This is a genomic window from Streptomyces sp. NBC_00203 (assembly GCF_045206325.1).
GTDB lineage: Bacteria > Actinomycetota > Actinomycetes > Streptomycetales > Streptomycetaceae > Streptomyces > Streptomyces lutosisoli.
Genome location: NZ_CP108126.1, coordinates 9,534,961 through 9,552,534, shown reverse-complemented (window position 1 = coordinate 9,552,534; position 17,574 = coordinate 9,534,961). Strand labels below are relative to the sequence as shown.

Below are 17,574 nucleotides of genomic sequence, written 5' to 3'. Positions count from 1 at the left end.
GTTCGGCTCCCTAGTGGGCCACCGCGGCAGCGCCGTGCTCGTCGACGAGCGCGCCGGTGGTGAAACGGTCGAGCGAGAAGGGGGCGTTGAGGTGGTGAGGGGTGTCGTGGGCGATGGTGTGGGCGTAGACCCAGCCGACGCCCGGGGTGGCCTTGAAGCCGCCGGTTCCCCAGCCGCAGTTCAGGTAGAGGTTGTCCACCGGGGTGAGTCCGACGATGGGTGAGGCGTCGGGGCTGACGTCGACGATGCCGCCCCAGGTGCGCAGCACATGGGCGCGGGCGAAGACCGGGAAGAGTTCCAGGGCGGCGGACATCTGCTCTTCGATGATGTGGAAGGCGCCGCGCTGGGTGTAGGAGTTGTACGAGTCGATGCCCGCGCCCATCACCAGCTCGCCCTTGTGGGCCTGGCTGACGTACACATGGACGGCGTTGGACATGACCACCGTGGGGTGGACCGGCTCCAGCAGCTCCGATACCAGGGCCTGCAACGGGTGGCTCTGGAGCGGGAGTTCGATGCCCGCCATGGCGGCGAGGACCGAGGAGTGACCGGCCGAGCAGAGTGCCACCTTGCCCGCGGCGATCGGGCCGAGCGTGGTCTGTACGCCGACCACCCGGCCGCCGACGATGTCGAGGCCGGTGACCTCGCAGTTCTGGATGATGTCGATGCCGGCGGCGTCGGCGGAGCGGGCCAGGCCCCAGGCGACGTGGTCGTGCTTGGCGATACCGGCGCGCGGCTGGTAGGTGCCGCCCATCACCGGATAGCGCACGTCGGGTGAGATGTTGACGATCGGGCAGACCTCCTTGACCTGCCGCTCGTCGAGCCATTCGGCGTCCACGCCGTTGAGCCGGTTCGCCTCGACGCGGCGCACGCTGTCGCGGACGTCCTGGAGGCTGTGGGCGAGGTTCAGCACACCGCGCTGGGAGAAGAGGATCGGGTAGTCGAGCTCCTCCTCCAGTCCCTCCCACAGCTTGAGCGCGTGCTCGTAGATGCCCGCGCTCTCGTCCCACAGGTAGTTGGAACGGATGATGGTGGTGTTGCGGGCCATGTTGCCGCCCGCCAGCCAGCCCTTCTCCAGCACGGCGACGTTGGTGATGCCGTGGTTCTTCGCCAGGTAGTGGGCGGTGGCGAGGCCGTGGCCGCCGCCTCCCACGATCACCACGTCGTACGACCGCTTGGGCTCGGGTGTGCGCCACAGCCAGTCGGGGTGTTCGGGGAGCTCGGCGCCGGGGGTGCGGGGGCTCATCGGGCGTCTCCGGCTTCTGTTCCTGTACCTGCTGCTGCGTCTTCTGCTTCTGAAAGGTGCGGGTAGAGCGGATGCTTGGCCGCCAGCGCCTCCGTGCGGGCGCGCAGGGCGGCGATGTCGGGCTCCGGCTGGAGGGCCGACGCGATCACGTCGGCGACCTCTTCGAAGTCCTGCTCCGTGAAGCCGCGAGTCGCCAGCGCCGGAGTGCCGATGCGCAGCCCGGACGTGACCATGGGCGGGCGCGGGTCGAAGGGTACGGCGTTGCGGTTGACGGTGATGCCGATCGAGTGGAGCAGGTCTTCGGCCTGCCTGCCGTCGAGTTCGGAGTCACGCAGGTCGACCAGGACGAGGTGGACGTCCGTGCCGCCGGTGAGGACCTTCACCCCGGTGGCCGCCACGTCGGTCCGGGTGAGCCGCTCGGCGAGGATGCGGGAGCCGGCCAGCGTACGGGCCTGGCGTTCGGCGAACTCGGGTGACGCGGCGACCTTGAAGGACACCGCCTTCGCGGCGATGACATGCTCCAGCGGGCCGCCCTGCATCCCGGGGAACACCGCCGAGTTGATCTTCTTGGCGAGGTCGGCCTCGTTGGTGAGGATGACTCCGCCGCGGGGGCCGCCGAGTGTCTTGTGCGTGGTCGTGGTGGTGACATGGGCGTGCGGTACGGGGTTGGGGTGCAGTCCGGCGGCGACCAGGCCCGCGAAGTGCGCCATGTCGACCATCAGCAGGGCGCCCACCTCGTCGGCGATCCGGCGGAAGGCCGCGAAGTCCAGCTGCCGGGGGTACGCCGACCAGCCCGCGATGATCATCTTGGGGCGGTGCTCCTTGGCGAGGCGCTCCACCTCGTCCATGTCGACCAGGTAGTCCGTCTCCGACACGTGGTAGGGCACCACATTCAGCATCTTGCCGCTGTAGTTGATGCGCATGCCGTGGGTGAGGTGCCCGCCGTGCGCGAGGTCGAGGCCGAGGATCGTGTCGCCGGGCTGGAGCAGGGCGAAGAAGACGGCGGTGTTGGCCTGGGCGCCCGAGTGCGGCTGGACGTTGGCGAATCCGGCGCCGAAGAGGGACTTGATGCGCTCGATGGCCAACCGCTCGGTGACGTCGACGTGTTCGCAGCCGCCGTAGTAGCGGCGGCCGGGGTAGCCCTCGGCGTACTTGTTGGTGAGGACCGAGCCCTGGGCCTCCAGCACGGCGGAGGGTGCGAAGTTCTCGGAGGCGATCATTTCGAGGGTGGACTGCTGGCGGTGCAGCTCGGCGCGGAGTGCGGCGTGGACCTCGGGGTCCAGCTCCGCCAGGGGGGTGTTCAGCGCGTTCATACGGCGTTCGCGTTCCTCTCGGCGGCCTCGACGACATTGGCGAGCAGCATGGCTCGGGTCATGGGGCCCACGCCCCCGGGCATCGGTGCGAGCCATCCGGCGACCTGGGCGGCGTCCGGGTGTACGTCGCCGACGAGCCCGTGGTCGGTGCGGGTGATGCCGACGTCCAGGACCGCCGCGCCGGGGCGCAGCATGTCCTTGGTGATCAGCCCGGGCGAGCCGGCCGCCGCGACGACGATGTCCGCCTCGCGTACATGCCAGGCCAGGCCCTTGGTGCCGGTGTGGCAGAGGGTGACGGTGGCGTTCTCGGACCGGCGGGTGAGCAGCAGTCCGAGGGGCCGACCGACCGTGATACCCCGGCCGATCACGCACACCCGCGCTCCGGCGATGGGCACGTCGTACCGGCGGAGCAGTTCGACGATGCCGCGCGGGGTGCACGGCAGCGGGGCGTCGACGCCGAGGGTGAGCCGGCCGAGGCTGACGGGGTGCAGGCCGTCGGCGTCCTTGGCCGGGTCCATGCGTTCCAGTACGGCGTTGGCGTCCAGGTGGCGCGGGAGCGGGAGTTGGACGATGTAGCCGGTGCAGGCGGGATCGGCGTTGAGCTCGTCGATCACGTCCTCGACCTGCTCCTGCGTGGCGTCGGCGGGCAGTTCACAGCGGATGGAGGCGACACCGATCTGCGCGCAGTCACGGTGTTTCCCGCCGACGTAGGCCCGGCTGCCGGGGTCGTCGCCGACCAGGACCGTGCCGAGCCCCGGCGGACGGGCGCCCGTGGCGGTCAACTTGGCCACGCGCTCGGCGAGTTCGCCGCGGATCGCGGCGGCGGTCGCCTTGCCGTCTAGCAGTTGTGCTGTCACCGGCGGTGCTCCTTCTCTCGAAGCTGACGCTGAGTGCTAGCCACGGAGGCGGGACATGGTCGGGTCGAACAGGGGCTCCTCGGCCACGACGGCCTCCACGCGCTGGTCGAAGTAGCCGATGTGCACGGTGGTGCCGGGGGTGGCGAGTTCCGCCGGGAGCCAGGCGTAGGCGATGCCCTTGCCGATCGTGTAGCCGTAGGCGGCGCTGGTGACATAGCCGACGGCGCGGTCACCGTCGTACACCGGCTCCTTGCCCATGACTACGGACCGCGGGTCGTCGATCGTGAGGCAGGTCAGCTTGCGGCGTACGTCGGCCTTTCGGCGCTCAAGGGCCTTCTTGCCGAGGAAGTCGCCCTTGTCGAGCTTGACGGCGAAGCCGACGCCGGCCTCGTAGGGGTCGTGCTCGTAGGTCATGTCGGTGCCGAAGGAACGGTAACCCTTCTCCAGGCGGAGGCTGTTGAAGGCGCCGCGCCCGGCGATGATGCCGCCCAGCGGCTTGGCCGCCTGCCACAGGGTGTCCCACAGCTTCTGGCCCAGGTCGGCGGTGGTGTACAGCTCCCATCCGAGCTCACCGACGTACGACAGCCGCATGGCGGTGACGGGGACGGAGCCGATGTGGGCGCGCTTGGCGCGGAAATACTTCAGGCCGTCGTTCGAGAAGTCCTCGTCCGTGAGGGGCTGGAGGACCTTGCGGGCCAGCGGGCCCCACAGGCCGATACAGCAGGTGCCGGGCGTGATGTCACGGACCTGGACCGTGCCGTCGGCGGGGAGGTGGCGGGTGAACCAGTCGAGGTCCAGGTTGCCGTTGGCGCCGACCTGGAAGAGGTCGCGGGCCAGCCGGGCGACGGTGACGTCGCTGCGGATGCCGCCGTCCTCGTCCAGGAGGAGGGTGTAGGTGACGGAGCCGACGGACTTGTCGATCTTGCCGGTGGACAGCCGCTCCAGGAAGGCGGCGGCACCGGGTCCGGCGACCTCCAGGCGCTTGAGTGCCGTCATGTCGTACATCGCGACGGTCTCGCGGGTGGCCTGAGCCTCGGCGCCGACGATGGGTGACCAGTAGCGTGCGGCCCAGTCGTTCGGGGTGGGTATGGAACGGCCTTCGACCAGGCTCGCGTTGGCCTCGTACCACTGCGGGCGCTCCCAGCCGTTCGCCTCCAGGAAGAAGGCGCCCAGCTCCTGCTGACGGGCGTGGAAGGGGCTCGTGCGGATCGGGCGCGGGTCCCCGGACGGCTGGAGGGGGTGCAGGATGTCGTAGACCTCGACGAAGTTCTGACAGTCGCGGGCCAGGACGTACTCCGGGGCGAGCTGGTGCGGCTCGAAGCGGTTGACGTCGCACTCGTGCAGGTCGAAGGACGAGCAGTGGCCGTCGACCAGCCATTCGGCCACGGCCCGGCCCACTCCGGCGGAGTGGGTGACCCAGACGGCCTCGGCGACCCAGAAGCCCTTGACGTCCGGGGACTCGCCGAGCAGGGGCAGGCCGTCGGTGGTGAAGGAGAACAGGCCGTTGATGCCCTCCTCGACCTTGGCCTCCCTCGTCGCGGGGAGCAGGGACTGGGTCTCGGTCCAGGCGTCCTCGAAGTCGTCCTCGGTGAACTTCAGGACCGACGGCATCTCGTTGGCCTCGTCCACGGACAGGATGTCGTCCGCGGAGATCGGCATCGGGCGGTGGCCGTAGTAGCCGATGCCCAGGGTGTCGTAGCGGTCGCGGTAGTAGAGGTCGGCGTCCTGGTGGCGCAGGATCGGGCGCACGGCCTCCTCGGTCTGGCCCGCCAGCGCCGGTACCGGGCCGGTCCAGGCCAGTTGGTGGCCGAGCGGGGTGAGCGGGAGGTTCATGCCGGCCATGCGGGCGATCTTCGGGCCCCAGATGCCGGCGCAGCACACGACGATGTCGGCGGGGATCTCGCCCTGGTCGGTGAGGACGCCGGTCACCCGGCCCTCGCTCTGCCGCACGTCGAGGACTTCGTGGCGGGCGAGGAAGCGTACGCCGCGCTCGGTGGCCCGGCGGATCTGGGCCTCGACCGCGAGGACGGCCTTCGCGAGGCCGTCGGTCGGTACGAGGAGGCCGCCGAGGACCTTGTCGGGGTTCACGAGCGGGTGCTGTTCGACGCACTCCTCGGCGGTCAGCAGCCGGGCCTCGATGCCCCAGGCGGTGATCCAGCCGTGGCGGCGGTGCAGTTCCGCGACGCGCTCGGGGGTGGTCGCCACTTCGAGGCCGCCGACCTGGAGGAAGCAGGGCTGCCCGTCGACGTCGAGGGAGCAGAACTTCTCGACGGTGTAGCGGGCCAACTCGGTCATGGTCTTGGAGGAGTTCGTCTGGAAGACCAGGCCCGGGGCGTGCGACGACGACCCCCCGGTGGCGGGCAGCGGGCCCTGGTCGACCACGGTCACTTCGGTCCAGCCTCGCGCGGAAATCTCGTCGGCGAGGGCCGCTCCCACGACGCCCGCTCCGATGATGACCACTCGGGGTCCCGCCATCGCCGCACCTCCGGCTTGAAAGCCATCCAGTTGCTGTGTGCGCAACATGCTTCAGGTTGCGCAACTCAATGTGCCCGTCGCGGGGATGAGTGTCAAGAGGTCCGTGACGTCGGAAAACAGCCCGAAACGCGACGGGGCCCGGCAGGCTGCCAGCGCAGCCTGCCGGGCCCCTCCGGCGGGTTTCCGGGTCACTCGTGCGGCAACGCCCCGTCGCCGGCCCGGGGGCCGGAGACGGTGCCGCCTCGCGTTCTACTTGATCCAGGCGTCGACCTTGTCGCGGTTGGCCTCGACCCACTTCTTCGCCGCGGCGTCGGCCGACATCTTGTCCACCGCGATGTACTTGGCCACGGTGTTCTGGTCGTCGTTCGTCCAGTTGAACTTCTTCACCAGGTCATAGGCCGGGCTGCCCGACTTGGCGAACTTCGCGCTGACGACCTTGTCGAGGTCGTACACGGGATAGTCGCAGGCGACCTTCGCCGCATCCGCGTCACAGCCCGTCTTGTACGTCGGCAGATTGACCTTGACCAGCGGCACCTCGGACAGGAACCACTGCGGCTCGTAGAAGTAGCCGATCACCCATTCCTTGTTCTTCTCGGCCTTCCGGTAGGCCTGGATGAGCGCGGTCTCGCTGCCCGCGTACACCACCTTGAAGTCCAGCTTCAGGTTCTTCACCAGCGCCTCGTCGTTGGTGACGTACGACGGGTCGCCGTCGAGCAGCTGGCCCTTGCCGCCCGACTCCGAGGTCTTGAACTTGGACGCGTACTTGTCCAGGTTCTTCCAGTCGGTGATGTCCGGGTGCGCCTTCGCCAGCCACGGCGGTACGTACCAGCCGATGATGCCTTTGTTGCCGGTCTGGCCGGCCTCGACGGCGGTCTTCTGCCCGGTGATGTACTTCTTCTTCAGATCGTCGTGACCCCAGTTCTCCAGGACGGCGTCGACCTCGCCGGTCCCGAAGCCCTGCCAGGCGATCTCCTCCTTCAGGTCCTTCTTGTTGACCGTACAACCGAGGTCGTGCTGCGCGACATACGCGACGACCGCCGCGTCCGCCTCGTAGCCCACCCACGGGTTGACCGCGAGGTTGAAGGTGCCGCACTTGCCCGAGCTGCTGTCCGAGCCGGCGTCGCTGTCACCGACCTTCGCACCGCCGCAGGCGGTGAGGGTGAGGCCGAGTACCGCTATGCCGGCCGCGCCGACTCTCCACTTTTTCGCTTGCGTTGCCATGGTCCGTGCTCCCTTATGCGCTCGTACGTCGCGCCGCTGCCTGAGTGATCCGGTCGAACATGACACCGAGCAGTACGATGGCGAGCCCCGCCGCCAGCCCCTTGCCGTACAGCTCTCCCCGCGAGAAACCGGCCACGACGTCGTAGCCGAGGGCGCCCGCTCCTACCAGGCCGCCCACAACAACCATCGACAGCACGTAGATCAGGCCCTGGTTGGTCGCGAGCGTCAGGGCACTGCGTGACATCGGCAGTTGAACCTTGGTGATGATCTGCCAGGTGTTGCACCCGGCAGCCGTGGCCGCTTCGACGGTGGTCTCGGGCACGGCCCGCACTCCGTCCGCGATGATCTTGATGGCGACCGGAACCGCGTAGACGACGGCCGCGACGATCGCCGTGAAGCGTGTCGCGCCGAACAGCGCGAGGAACGGCACGAGATAGACGAACGGCGGCATGACCTGCGCGGCGTCCAGGCTGGGCCGCATCAGCCGGTCCACGAGCGGGCTGCGCCCCATCCACACCCCGAAGGTGACACCGAGCACCATCACCAGCACCGTCGCCACCACGGTCGACGCCAGCGTCACCATGCCGTCCGACCACACGCCCGTGCCGACCAGCAGCCCCACGCACACGGCCGTGGTGACCCCGGCGCGCCATCCGCCGAGCACCGCGCCGAGTCCGACCAGAGCCGCGCCGACCAGCCACCACGGGGAGTCGGTCAGCAGCGTCTGGAACGGATTGAGCAGGCCGTTGGTGATGGCGTCGCGGAAGGCGTTCGTGATGCCCGACAGGTTGTCCTGCGCCCAGGTGGTCACGTTGTCCGCGGCGCTCGCGATGGTGCTGCCGGTGCTGCCCTCGCCGGGGAACTCGGCCGCCCATACGTATGTGTGCGACAGGTACACCAGGACCGCCGCCGCCACTCCTCCTGCCACCAGCAGCTGCCGGCGCCACTTGAGGAAGCGGTTCCCCGAGCGCCGGGCCGCCTCCGCCCGTCCGCTCGCCGCGGTCGTGACCCGGTCGAGGACGATGGCCATGACGACGATGGCCAGGCCCGCGTTGAACGCCGTGCCGACGTCCAGCGACTGGAGAGCCTGGACGACGGTCTTTCCGAGGCCGGGTGCGTCGATCAGCGCCGCGATGGTCACCATGGCCAGGGCGGCCATGATGGTCTGGTTGACGCCCATCACCACGGTCCGCTTGGACATCGGCAGCAGGACCTTCAGCAGCGCCTGCCATCGCGTCGAGCCCAGCGAGTCGGCCGCCTCGACGGTGGTCTCCGGTACGGAGCGGATGGCGTGCGCGGTGATGCGGATCGCCGGCGGTGCCGCGTAGATCAGGGTGGCGATCGTGGCGGAGGCGGGACCGATGAGGAAGAACAGCGTCAGGGGCGCCAGGTAGACGAAGGTCGGCATCGTCTGCATGAAGTCCAGGAAGGGCGTCATGACCCGGTTGAACCGGTCGGACAGCCCTGCCCACACACCCAGCGGGATCCCGAACAGCAGCGCCACGAAGACCGCGGAGAGGGTCAGCGCCAGGGTGTCCATGCTCTCCAGCCACAGACCCTGAAGCCCGAGGAAGGTGAAGCCGGCCACGGCCAGGAGCGCGACCCGCCAGTTGCCCACGGCCCAGGAGATGTAGCCGACGACGCCGACGACGCCGAGCCAGCCGATCTGCGGCAGCGGCCGGTCCGCGGACGGCTGGGAGATCAGATCCTGGATGAAGGTCACCAGGTTGTCGATGACCAGGCGGATCTCGTTGAAGAAGTACAGGAAGAGCGGGTTGGAGTTGCGGTCCGCGCCGATCGAGTCGTTGAGGTCGTTGAACCAGCGGTGCAGACCGGTGAGGTCCGCCGCCGCCAGCGTCAGGGTCTGCTTTCCGCGCAGCACGGCGAAGAGCACCAGCCAGGCGACCAGGATCGCGGCCACCATCATGCGGCGGCTGACCCTGCGCACGCCCACCACGGGCGCGGTCTTCTCCACCTGCTCCGCCGTGTCGGCGTTCTCCGGCTTCTCCAGGGCGACGGTCATCACATGTCGCCTTCCCGCCCGGCGACGACTGCGAGGATCTCCTCGTCGCCGACGATGCCGAGCAGCTTGCCGTTCTCGACGACCTTGACCGGCTTGTCCGCCGCCAGTACGGCCCGGGTGGCTTCCCGCACCACGACGTCCGGGCCCAGCTCGGGACCGTCCAGGGCGTCGCCGTCCACCGCCGGACGCATGATCCACCGCAGGGTCAGTACGTCGCCGCGCGGCACGTCCTTGACGAACTCCCGTACGTAGTCGTCGGCGGGGGCGCCGACCAGTTCGTCGCCGGTGCCGCACTGGACCATCTTGCCGTCGCGCATGATGAGGATGCGGTCGCCCAGCTTGAGCGCCTCGGAGAGGTCGTGGGTGATGAACACCATGGTCTTGCCGACCTCGTGGTGCAGCCGGATGACCTCGTTCTGCATGTCACGGCGGATCAGCGGGTCGAGCGCCGAGAACGGTTCGTCGAAGAGGAGCACGTCCGGATCGCCGGCCAGCGCCCGGGCGAGGCCGACGCGCTGCTGCATACCGCCGGAGAGCTGGTCGGGGTAGGAGTTCTCGTAGCCGGAGAGGCCGACCAGTTCGACGACCTCCAGGGCTCGCTTGGTGCGCTCGGCCTTGCTCATGCCGCGTATCTCCAGGCCGAACGAGACGTTGTCGACGACCCGGCGGTGCGGCAGCAGCCCGAAGTGCTGGAAGACCATGGAGAACTTACGGCGGCGCAGTTCGCGCAGGCGTTTGTCGTCCGCGTCGCGGATGTCCTCGCCCTCGAAGACGATCTCACCCGCGGTGGGTTCGATCAGCCGGGTCAGACATCGCACCAGGGTGGACTTGCCGGAGCCGGACAGGCCCATGACGACGAAGACCTCGCCGGGCGAGACCTCGAAGTTCACATCGCGTACGGCGGCGGTGCATCCGGTGCGGTCCATCAGCTCGCGGCGGGTGAGCCCGCACAGCTCCTCGGACTCCGGTACCTGGTCTGCCTTCGGCCCGAACACCTTCCACAGGTTGCGCACGGATATGACCGGGGTGGGGGCCGAGTCCTGGGGCGTGCCGCGCCGCTGCGGCACCTCGGTCTGTGCTGGGGTCACGATCGACCTCTTTTCGGCGTTCAGCCGCGGAACCAGTGCTGCGGCCGGGGTTGGATGTTCTGCCAGATGTGCTTGGGCTCTCGGTACTCGTCCAGGCCGGTCGGTCCCAGCTCCCTGCCCACGCCCGAGTGCCCGAAGCCACCCCATTCCGCTTGCGGCACGTAGGGGTGGTAGTCGTTGATCCACACCGTGCCGTGGCGCAGCCGTCGGGCGACCCGCTGGGCCTTCCCGGCGTCCTGCGTCCAGACGGCGCCGGCGAGTCCGTACTCGGTGTCGTTGGCGATACGGACGGCGTCGTCCTCGTCGGTGAAGCGCTCGACGGTCAGCACGGGTCCGAAGGACTCCTCGTGGACCACCCGCATGTCCTGCGTGCACGCGTCGAGCACGGTCGGCGGGTAGTAGTAGCCGTCCGCGAGGGCGGGGTCGCCCGGCCGTTCGCCGCCGCAGCGCAGTACGGCGCCCTCGGCGAGGCCCGCGGCGACATACGCCTCGACCTTCTCCCGGTGCTGTGCGGAGATCAGCGCTCCGGTCTCGGCCTCGGGGTCGAAGGGCCCGCCGAGGCGGATCTGCCGGGCGCGGCGGACGACCTCGTCGACGAAGCGGTCGTGCAGCGAGTCCTCGACGATCAGCCGGGCGCCGGCCGAGCAGACCTGCCCCGAGTGCAGAAAGACGGCCGTGAGAGCGAAGTCCACGGCCGTCTCGAAATCGGCGTCGGCGAAGATGACATTGGGGTTCTTGCCGCCCAGCTCCAGCGCCACCTTCTTCACGGTCGCGGCGGCGGTGGCCATGATGCGCTTGCCGGTCTCCAGGCCCCCGGTGAAGGAGACCATGTCGACGGCCGGGTCCTCGGAGAGCGGTGCGCCCACCTCGGGGCCCGTGCCCAGGACGAGATTGGCGGCGCCGGCCGGGAGCCCGGCCTCCTCCAGCGCCCGCATCAGCAGGATCGAGGTGGAGGGCGTGAGCTCGCTGGGCTTGAGGACGATCGTGTTGCCCGCGAGCAGGGCGGGCGCGACCTTCCAGGACGCCTGGAGCAGCGGGTAGTTCCAGGGGGTGATGAGCCCGCACACGCCGATCGGTTCGTAGACGACACGGCTGACGGCGTCATCACGGCCGGTGTCGATCACCCGGCCGGCACTCGTGCCCCCGATCCCGCCGTAGTAGCGAAAACAGGCGACGATGTCGGCGATGTCGTACTCGCTCTCCACCAGCCGCTTGCCGGTGTCCAGCGATTCGGCGCGGGCGAACTCCTTGGCGTCACGCTCGATGAGATCGGCGGTACGCAGCAGCAGCGCAGCGCGGTCCCGCTCGGGGGTGCGCGGCCAGGGTCCTTCGTCGAAGGCCCGGCGGGCCGCGGCGATCGCGGCCTCGGTGTCGGAACGCGTCCCCTCGGACACGGTCGCGGCAAGTGTGCCGTCAGCGGGACAGCGGATCTCGCGATGGCCTCCGGCCACCGCATCGCGCCATTCTCCGTCCACATACAGGTCTTCCACGTGTGGAGCCCTTCGAGCGAATTTCGTTGCGCATCGTGCACCGTATTGCTTGTGGTGGAACACCCTGGCGAATGTGCGGACATACGTCAAGGGGTTGGCGGATGACGATTTCACCATGCGGGCAGTTGCGCGGCCGCTCTTGACCACAAGCCGCGCGTAGCCCAACCATGTTGCGTATCGCTCACCATGTTGTGCAATACGCACCGACGGAGGCTGCACATGTCCCCTCGACCGCATCCTGGCCGTGAGTACGTCCTCACTCTCTCGTGTCCGGACAGCGCCGGACTGGTCCACGCCGTGAGCGGCTTTCTCGTCAGGAACTCCGGAAACATCCTGGAGAGCCAGCAATTCGATGACCGGCTCAAGGGCCGCTTCTTCATGAGGGTCCACTTCGACGTTTCCGATCCAAACGCCGATCTGAAAACTCTGCGTTACCGATTCGGCCCCGTCGCCGAGGCCTACCGGATCTCCTGGACCCTCCGGGACGCCTCCACCCCGACCAGGACGCTGATCATGGTGTCCAAGTTCGGCCACTGCCTCAACGATCTGCTCTTCCGCCGGCGCACCGGCGCCCTCAACATCGAGATCCCCGCGATCGTCTCCAACCACCGGGACTTCGAGGGCCTGGCGGACACCTACGGCGTCCCCTTCCACCACATCCCGGTGACCAAGGACACCAAGGCCGAGGCCGAGGCCCGCCTGCTGGAGCTCGTACGCGAGCTGGACATCGACCTGGTGGTGCTGGCCCGCTACATGCAGATCCTCTCCGACGACCTGTGCAAACAGCTGGAGGGCCACGCCATCAACATCCACCACTCCTTCCTCCCCAGCTTCAAGGGCGCACGCCCCTACCAGCAGGCCTACGACCGCGGGGTGAAGCTCGTCGGCGCGACGGCGCACTATGTGACACCGGACCTGGACGAGGGACAGATCATCGACCAGGACGTGGTCCGGGTGGACCACTCGCTCGACTCCGAGGAGCTGGTCACGGTCGGACGGGACGTGGAGGCGCAGGTGCTGGCGCACGCGGTGAAGTGGCACAGCGAGAGCCGCGTGATGGTGGACGGCAACCGCACGGTGGTGTTCCGCTGAGCCGAGCATGAACGATGGGCGGGCCGGATTCCGGCCCGCCCATCGTTGTATACGACCTCTGACGCCGGCTACTCGCCCAACCGCTCCAGCACAGCGCAGCGCCAGCGTTCAGCCTCGGCGACCTGGTTGAACGTGAACACGTGCAGGCCCGCCACCCCCGCCGAGGGCGCGGTGAGCGCCTCCGCGCTGCGGGCGAGCAACCGGTCGGGCGAGTAGCCGCCGGGGGTCGCGAAGCGCAGGAACCAGGAGGCGTGCTTGGTCAGGAAGCGGGTCGACTCCCCCACCCCGATCTTCGTCGCCATGGACAGCAGCTTCGCCCGCTGCACGGGCCCCGCGACGCCCACATGGACGGGCAGGGTGACATCGCGACGCCGTATCCGGCCGACCCAGTCACCGAGCACACGCGGGTCGAAGCAGAGGTTGCTCACGATGTACGTGGCGTGCGCGCGCTTGTCCCACATGGCCTGGATGGTGAGGTCGTCGTGGATGAGCGGGTGGCTCTCGGGATAGCCGGTGATGCCGACGCGGGCGAACGGGCCGCCCAGCTCGCTCAGCCTGCGCAGCACCGGCAGAGCCCCGTCGTAAGCCCCGGCAGGCGGATCGGCGTCGCCCGCAGGGACGAACACGTCGTCGACGCCCGCCTCCCGTAGCCGCTCGACGACGTCCTTCACGTGGGCGTCGTCCCGCAGCAGCCGCGCGGGCATGTGCGGGACCACGCGATAACCGTGCGCCGCCAGCCGGCCGACGAGGTCGAGAGTCGGTTCCAGGCCCTTGACCGGCGACGCCGTCACGGTGACGACGACGTCGCGCGGCACATGGGCGAGGACCTTGTCCTCGGTCGCTTTCGCGGGCAGCACCTCGTAACGGACGCTCGACAGCAGCGCCCGGAAGCCTTCGCCGCCCAAGGGTTACCCGGCCTGCTTCTGGGCGTCGCGGTACCGGTAGTACGCGGCCTTGGAGGCGGGCAGCGGCTCCTTGCCGAGGATGAGGTCGGCCGCCTTCTCCGCGATCATCATCACCGGCGCGTAGATGTTGCCGTTGGTGACGTAGGGCATCACCGACGCGTCGACGACACGCAGTCCCTCCACGCCGTGCACACGCATGCTGGCGGGGTCGACGACGGACATCTCGTCGGTGCCCATCTTGCACGTGCACGAGGGATGCAGGGCGGTCTCGCCCTCCTTGGCGACCCAGGCGAGGATCTCCTCGTCGCTCTCCACGGACGGGCCGGGCGAGATCTCCCCGTCGTTGTACGGGGCCAGCGCGGGCTGGTTGAGGAGCTTGCGGGCGACCCGGATGGACTCGGCCCACTCACGGCGGTCCTGCTCGGTGGACAGGTAGTTGAAGCGCAGCGCCGGGTGCTCCTGCGGGTCCTTGCTCTTGATCTTCACCGAGCCGATGGCGTCGGAGTACATGGGCCCGACGTGCACCTGGTAGCCGTGGCCGCCGGACGGCGAGGAGCCGTCGTAGCGGACCGCGATCGGCAGGAAGTGGAACATCAGGTTGGGGTAGTCCACGTCCTCGTTGCTGCGGGCGAAGCCGCCGGCCTCGAAGTGGTTGGTCGAGGCGGGTCCCTTGCGGAAGAGCCATTGCAGGCCGATGAAGGGGGCGCGCCACTTCGCCATGTACGGCTGCATGGAGACGGGCTGCTTGCAGGCGTACTGGATGTACACCTCCAGGTGGTCCTGCATGTTCTCGCCGACGCCCGGGAGGTCGTGGACGACGTCGATGCCGAGCGCGCCCAGTTCCTCGGCGTTGCCGACGCCGGAGAGCTGGAGCAGCTGCGGGGAGTTGATCGCGCCGCCGCAGAGGATGACCTCCTTGGCGCGCACCTGCTGGACCTTGCCGCGCCGCCGGTACTCGACGCCGACGGCCTTCTTGCCCTCGAAGAGGACTCGGGTGACCAGGGCGCGGGTGGTGATGGTGAGGTTGGGCCGCTTCTTCACGGGCTTCAGGTACGCCTTCGAGGCCGACAGCCGGCGGCCCCGGCTGACGTTGCGGTCGAAGGGGGCGAAGCCCTCCTGCTGGTAGCCGTTGACGTCGTCGGTGCGGGGGTAGCCCGCCTCCTGGACGGCCTTGAGGAAGGCACCGAACAGCGGGTTGGAGGCGGGGCCGCGTTCGAGGACGAGCGGGCCTTCGTGGCCGCGGAACTCGTCGTCGGGGTCGGCCGCGAGACAGTTCTCCATGCGCTTGAAGTACGGCAGACAGTGCGCGTAGTCCCAGGACTCCATGCCGGCGTCGGCGGCCCAGCGCTCGTAGTCCATGGGGTTGCCGCGCTGGAAGATCATGCCGTTGATGCTGCTGGAGCCGCCCAGTACCTTGCCGCGCGCGTGGTAGATGCGGCGGTCGCCCATGTGGGGCTCGGGTTCGGACTCGTACTTCCAGTCGTAGAACCGGCTGCCGATCGGGTAGGTCAGCGCCGCGGGCATGTGGATGAAGACATCCCACGGGTAGTCGGGCCGGCCGGCCTCCAGGACCAGTACCTGGTTGCCCGGGTCGGCGGAGAGTCGGTTCGCCAGTGCGCTGCCGGCCGATCCACCGCCGACGATGACGAAGTCGTATTGCAGGGGAGCCATGGTGCCTCGTCTCGCTCGCGCCGTAGATACGCGAGGCATGCTAGTACGAGTATCGCTATACGCACCAGGTTGCGAGGAACGCAACTTGAAAGGTCTACGTTTCCGAGCTGTTTCTTGCCACGGTGTTGTTTACTGCGCGTATAGTTTCGCTGTGAGCAACTACAGTCCAGATACTGAAACGACAGGTTCGCAGTCCGGCGGCGTCCAGTCCGTCGACCGCGCCATCAGCGTGCTGGAGATCCTGGCCCAGCGCGGCGAGGCCGGCGTCAGCGAGGTGGCCGGCGAGATCGATGTTCACAAGTCGACCGCGTTCCGGCTGCTCGGCGCCCTGGAGGCGCGCGGTCTGGTCGAGCAGGCGGGCGAGCGCGGCAAGTACCGCCTCGGTTTCGGCATCGTACGCCTGGCCGGCGCGGTCACGGGGCGCATCGACATCACCCAGCAGGGCCGCCAGGTCTGCGAGCGGCTCGCCGAGGAGATCGGCGAGACCGTCAACATCGCCGTGATGCAGGAGCAGTACGCGATCAACCTCTACGAGGTACGCGGCCCGGGAGCCGTCACCGCGCACAACTGGGTCGGCGAACTGACCCCGCTGCACGCCACGTCCAGCGGCAAGATCCTGCTGGCCCACATGCCCGCCAAGGAGCGCGCCGCGCTGCTGGCCGACGCCGGCCAGAAGAAGCTGACTCCGCACACCCTGACCTCCAAGGCGAAGCTGGAGAAGAACCTCGCCGAGGCCCGGGAGCGCGGTTACGCCTGGACCCTGGAGGAGCTGGAGATAGGGCTGCACGCCATGGCCGCGCCGGTCCGCGACCGGGACGGAGAGGTCATGGCGGCACTGAGCGCCTCCGGACCCTCGTACCGGTTCACCGAGGAGCGCATGCACGAGCTCGCCCCGGTGCTGGTCAAGGGCGCGGAGGAGATCAGCCACCGCATGGGTTACCTGGGCTGAGTCACCCCTGGGGGGTCCCCAGACGCTCGTTCACCCAGTCGTGGAAGGCACCGATGTGGTGCTCGCTGGGCACGAGGACCCCGCCCTTGGCGTACATCCGGGAGCTCATGCCGGGCTGCGTACGCTCGCAGGCCTCGAAGTCCTGGCGGTTGACCCGGTCGAAGAGTTCCACGGACCGGCTGACGTCCTTGCCGCTCTCGACGACGTGCGGGAGGTAGAGCCAGTCGCACTCGACGATCGTGCGGTCGGCGGCCACCGGGTACATCCGGTGGAAGATCACGTGATCGGGGACGAGGTTGATGAAGACCTGCGGCTTGATGGTGATCGCGTAGTAGCGGCGGTCCTGGTCGTCGGACACGCCGGGTATGCGGTCAAGACCCTCGGAGCCGTCGACGGTGAAGCCCTGGACCTCCTCACCGAACTCCGCTCCGTGGCCGACGTAGTACTGGGCGGCGTAGCCGTCGGCGAACTCGGGAAGCACCTCGGTGAGTTCGGGGTGGATCGTGGCGCAGTGGTAGCACTCCATGAAGTTCTCGATGATGAGCTTCCAGTTCGCCTTGACGTCGTAGACGATGCGCTTGCCCACCGAGAGGTTGTCGATGTCGTAGTTTTCGAGCGGTTCCACGTCGCCGAGCCGGGTGACGACCTCACTGAGGACGTCCTCCTCGAAGGACGGCGGGTTCTCCGCCAGGCAGACCCAGACGTAGCCGAGCCATTCACGGACGGCCACGCTCACCAGGCCGAACTCGGTGCGGCCCACGTCGGGCATCTTCGTGAGGTTGGGCGCCGCGACGAGCTTGCCGTTCAGGTCGTACGTCCAGGCGTGGTACGGGCACTGGAAGGCGCGTTTGACCTCGCCGGCCTCCTCGGTGCAGAGCTTGGCGCCGCGGTGCCGGCAGACATTGAAGTAGGCGCGTATGGAGTTGTCCCGTGCGCGCGTGATCAGGATGCTCTCGCGGCCCACCTCGACGGTCCGGAAGGCGCCGGGCTTGGCCAGGTCCGAGGAGCGCACGGCGCAGAACCACATCGTTTCGAAGATGCGCTCCTGCTCCTGGGCGAAGATTTCCGGATCCGTGTAGGAGGAGCCGGGCAGGGTGGCGATCAGGCTGTCCGGCAGGCTGGTCGAGGTCACAGTGCACTCCTCGGAGAACGTCGTGGATCGGTCATTCACGCGCCGGGAAGAGCGACTCCGGACGGCGTTTTATGTGGAGCGTTTTGGTGATTCACACGGGGCGTTTTATATAGAG

General features: G+C 68.6%; 13 protein-coding genes. 2 read left to right on the top strand and 11 right to left on the bottom strand.

Going from position 1 to position 17,574, the window contains the following annotated elements:
* Window positions 1-10: 10 nt before the first annotated feature.
* From OG975_RS42340 to OG975_RS42305, 8 genes are all read right to left on the bottom strand, one after another.
* Window positions 11-1,243, bottom strand: a complete 1,233-nt coding sequence (locus OG975_RS42340; RefSeq protein WP_330309100.1) for a sarcosine oxidase subunit beta family protein — start codon at window positions 1,241-1,243, stop codon at window positions 11-13.
* Window positions 1,240-2,556 (bottom strand): serine hydroxymethyltransferase, encoded by a 1,317-nt coding sequence (gene glyA, locus OG975_RS42335; RefSeq protein WP_406334932.1) that lies wholly within the window; start codon window positions 2,554-2,556, stop codon window positions 1,240-1,242. Before glyA ends, OG975_RS42340 begins: the two co-directional genes overlap by 4 nt.
* Window positions 2,553-3,413 (bottom strand): bifunctional methylenetetrahydrofolate dehydrogenase/methenyltetrahydrofolate cyclohydrolase, encoded by an 861-nt coding sequence (locus OG975_RS42330; RefSeq protein WP_406334931.1) that lies wholly within the window; start codon window positions 3,411-3,413, stop codon window positions 2,553-2,555. Before OG975_RS42330 ends, glyA begins: the two co-directional genes overlap by 4 nt.
* A gap of 36 nt (window positions 3,414-3,449) precedes the next feature.
* The gene (locus tag OG975_RS42325) at window positions 3,450-5,888 is read right to left on the bottom strand and encodes an FAD-dependent oxidoreductase (RefSeq protein ID WP_406334930.1); all 2,439 of its coding nucleotides are present in this window, start codon (window positions 5,886-5,888) and stop codon (window positions 3,450-3,452) included.
* Window positions 5,889-6,137: 249 nt separating this feature from the next.
* Complete coding sequence (locus OG975_RS42320) at window positions 6,138-7,109, bottom strand: ABC transporter substrate-binding protein (RefSeq protein ID WP_406334928.1); 972 nt, start codon at window positions 7,107-7,109, stop codon at window positions 6,138-6,140.
* Between the two features lie 13 nt (window positions 7,110-7,122).
* Entirely contained in the window at window positions 7,123-9,132 is a 2,010-nt protein-coding gene (locus OG975_RS42315; RefSeq protein ID WP_406334927.1) for an ABC transporter permease, read from the bottom strand.
* Complete coding sequence (locus OG975_RS42310) at window positions 9,132-10,220, bottom strand: glycine betaine/L-proline ABC transporter ATP-binding protein (RefSeq protein WP_406334926.1); 1,089 nt, start codon at window positions 10,218-10,220, stop codon at window positions 9,132-9,134. The genes OG975_RS42315 and OG975_RS42310 overlap by 1 nt, the downstream gene beginning before the upstream one ends.
* A 20-nt stretch (window positions 10,221-10,240) precedes the next feature.
* A complete protein-coding gene (locus OG975_RS42305) occupies window positions 10,241-11,710 on the bottom strand; it encodes an aldehyde dehydrogenase family protein (RefSeq protein ID WP_406334925.1) in 1,470 nt (489 codons plus the stop codon).
* 219 nt (window positions 11,711-11,929) lie between these two features.
* Here OG975_RS42305 and purU point away from each other — a divergent pair, with 219 nt between their 5' ends.
* Window positions 11,930-12,802 (top strand): formyltetrahydrofolate deformylase, encoded by an 873-nt coding sequence (gene purU, locus OG975_RS42300; RefSeq protein WP_327433747.1) that lies wholly within the window; start codon window positions 11,930-11,932, stop codon window positions 12,800-12,802.
* A 68-nt stretch (window positions 12,803-12,870) separates the two neighbouring features.
* Here the strand turns inward: purU and OG975_RS42295 are convergent, their stop codons facing one another.
* Together OG975_RS42295 and betA are read right to left on the bottom strand one after the other, a co-directional pair.
* Entirely contained in the window at window positions 12,871-13,707 is an 837-nt protein-coding gene (locus tag OG975_RS42295; RefSeq protein WP_406334924.1) for a methylenetetrahydrofolate reductase, read from the bottom strand.
* A gap of 3 nt (window positions 13,708-13,710) precedes the next feature.
* The gene (betA, locus tag OG975_RS42290; RefSeq protein WP_406334923.1) at window positions 13,711-15,378 is read right to left on the bottom strand and encodes a choline dehydrogenase; all 1,668 of its coding nucleotides are present in this window, start codon (window positions 15,376-15,378) and stop codon (window positions 13,711-13,713) included.
* Between the two features lie 151 nt (window positions 15,379-15,529).
* On the opposite strand from betA, the gene OG975_RS42285 reads away from it, so the two are divergent.
* Entirely contained in the window at window positions 15,530-16,327 is a 798-nt protein-coding gene (locus OG975_RS42285) for an IclR family transcriptional regulator (protein ID WP_406334921.1), read from the top strand.
* 1 nt (window position 16,328) lies between these two features.
* On the opposite strand, the gene OG975_RS42280 is transcribed toward OG975_RS42285, so the two are convergent.
* A complete protein-coding gene (locus OG975_RS42280) occupies window positions 16,329-17,459 on the bottom strand; it encodes an aromatic ring-hydroxylating dioxygenase subunit alpha (protein WP_406334920.1) in 1,131 nt (376 codons plus the stop codon).
* Window positions 17,460-17,574: the final 115 nt, after the last annotated feature.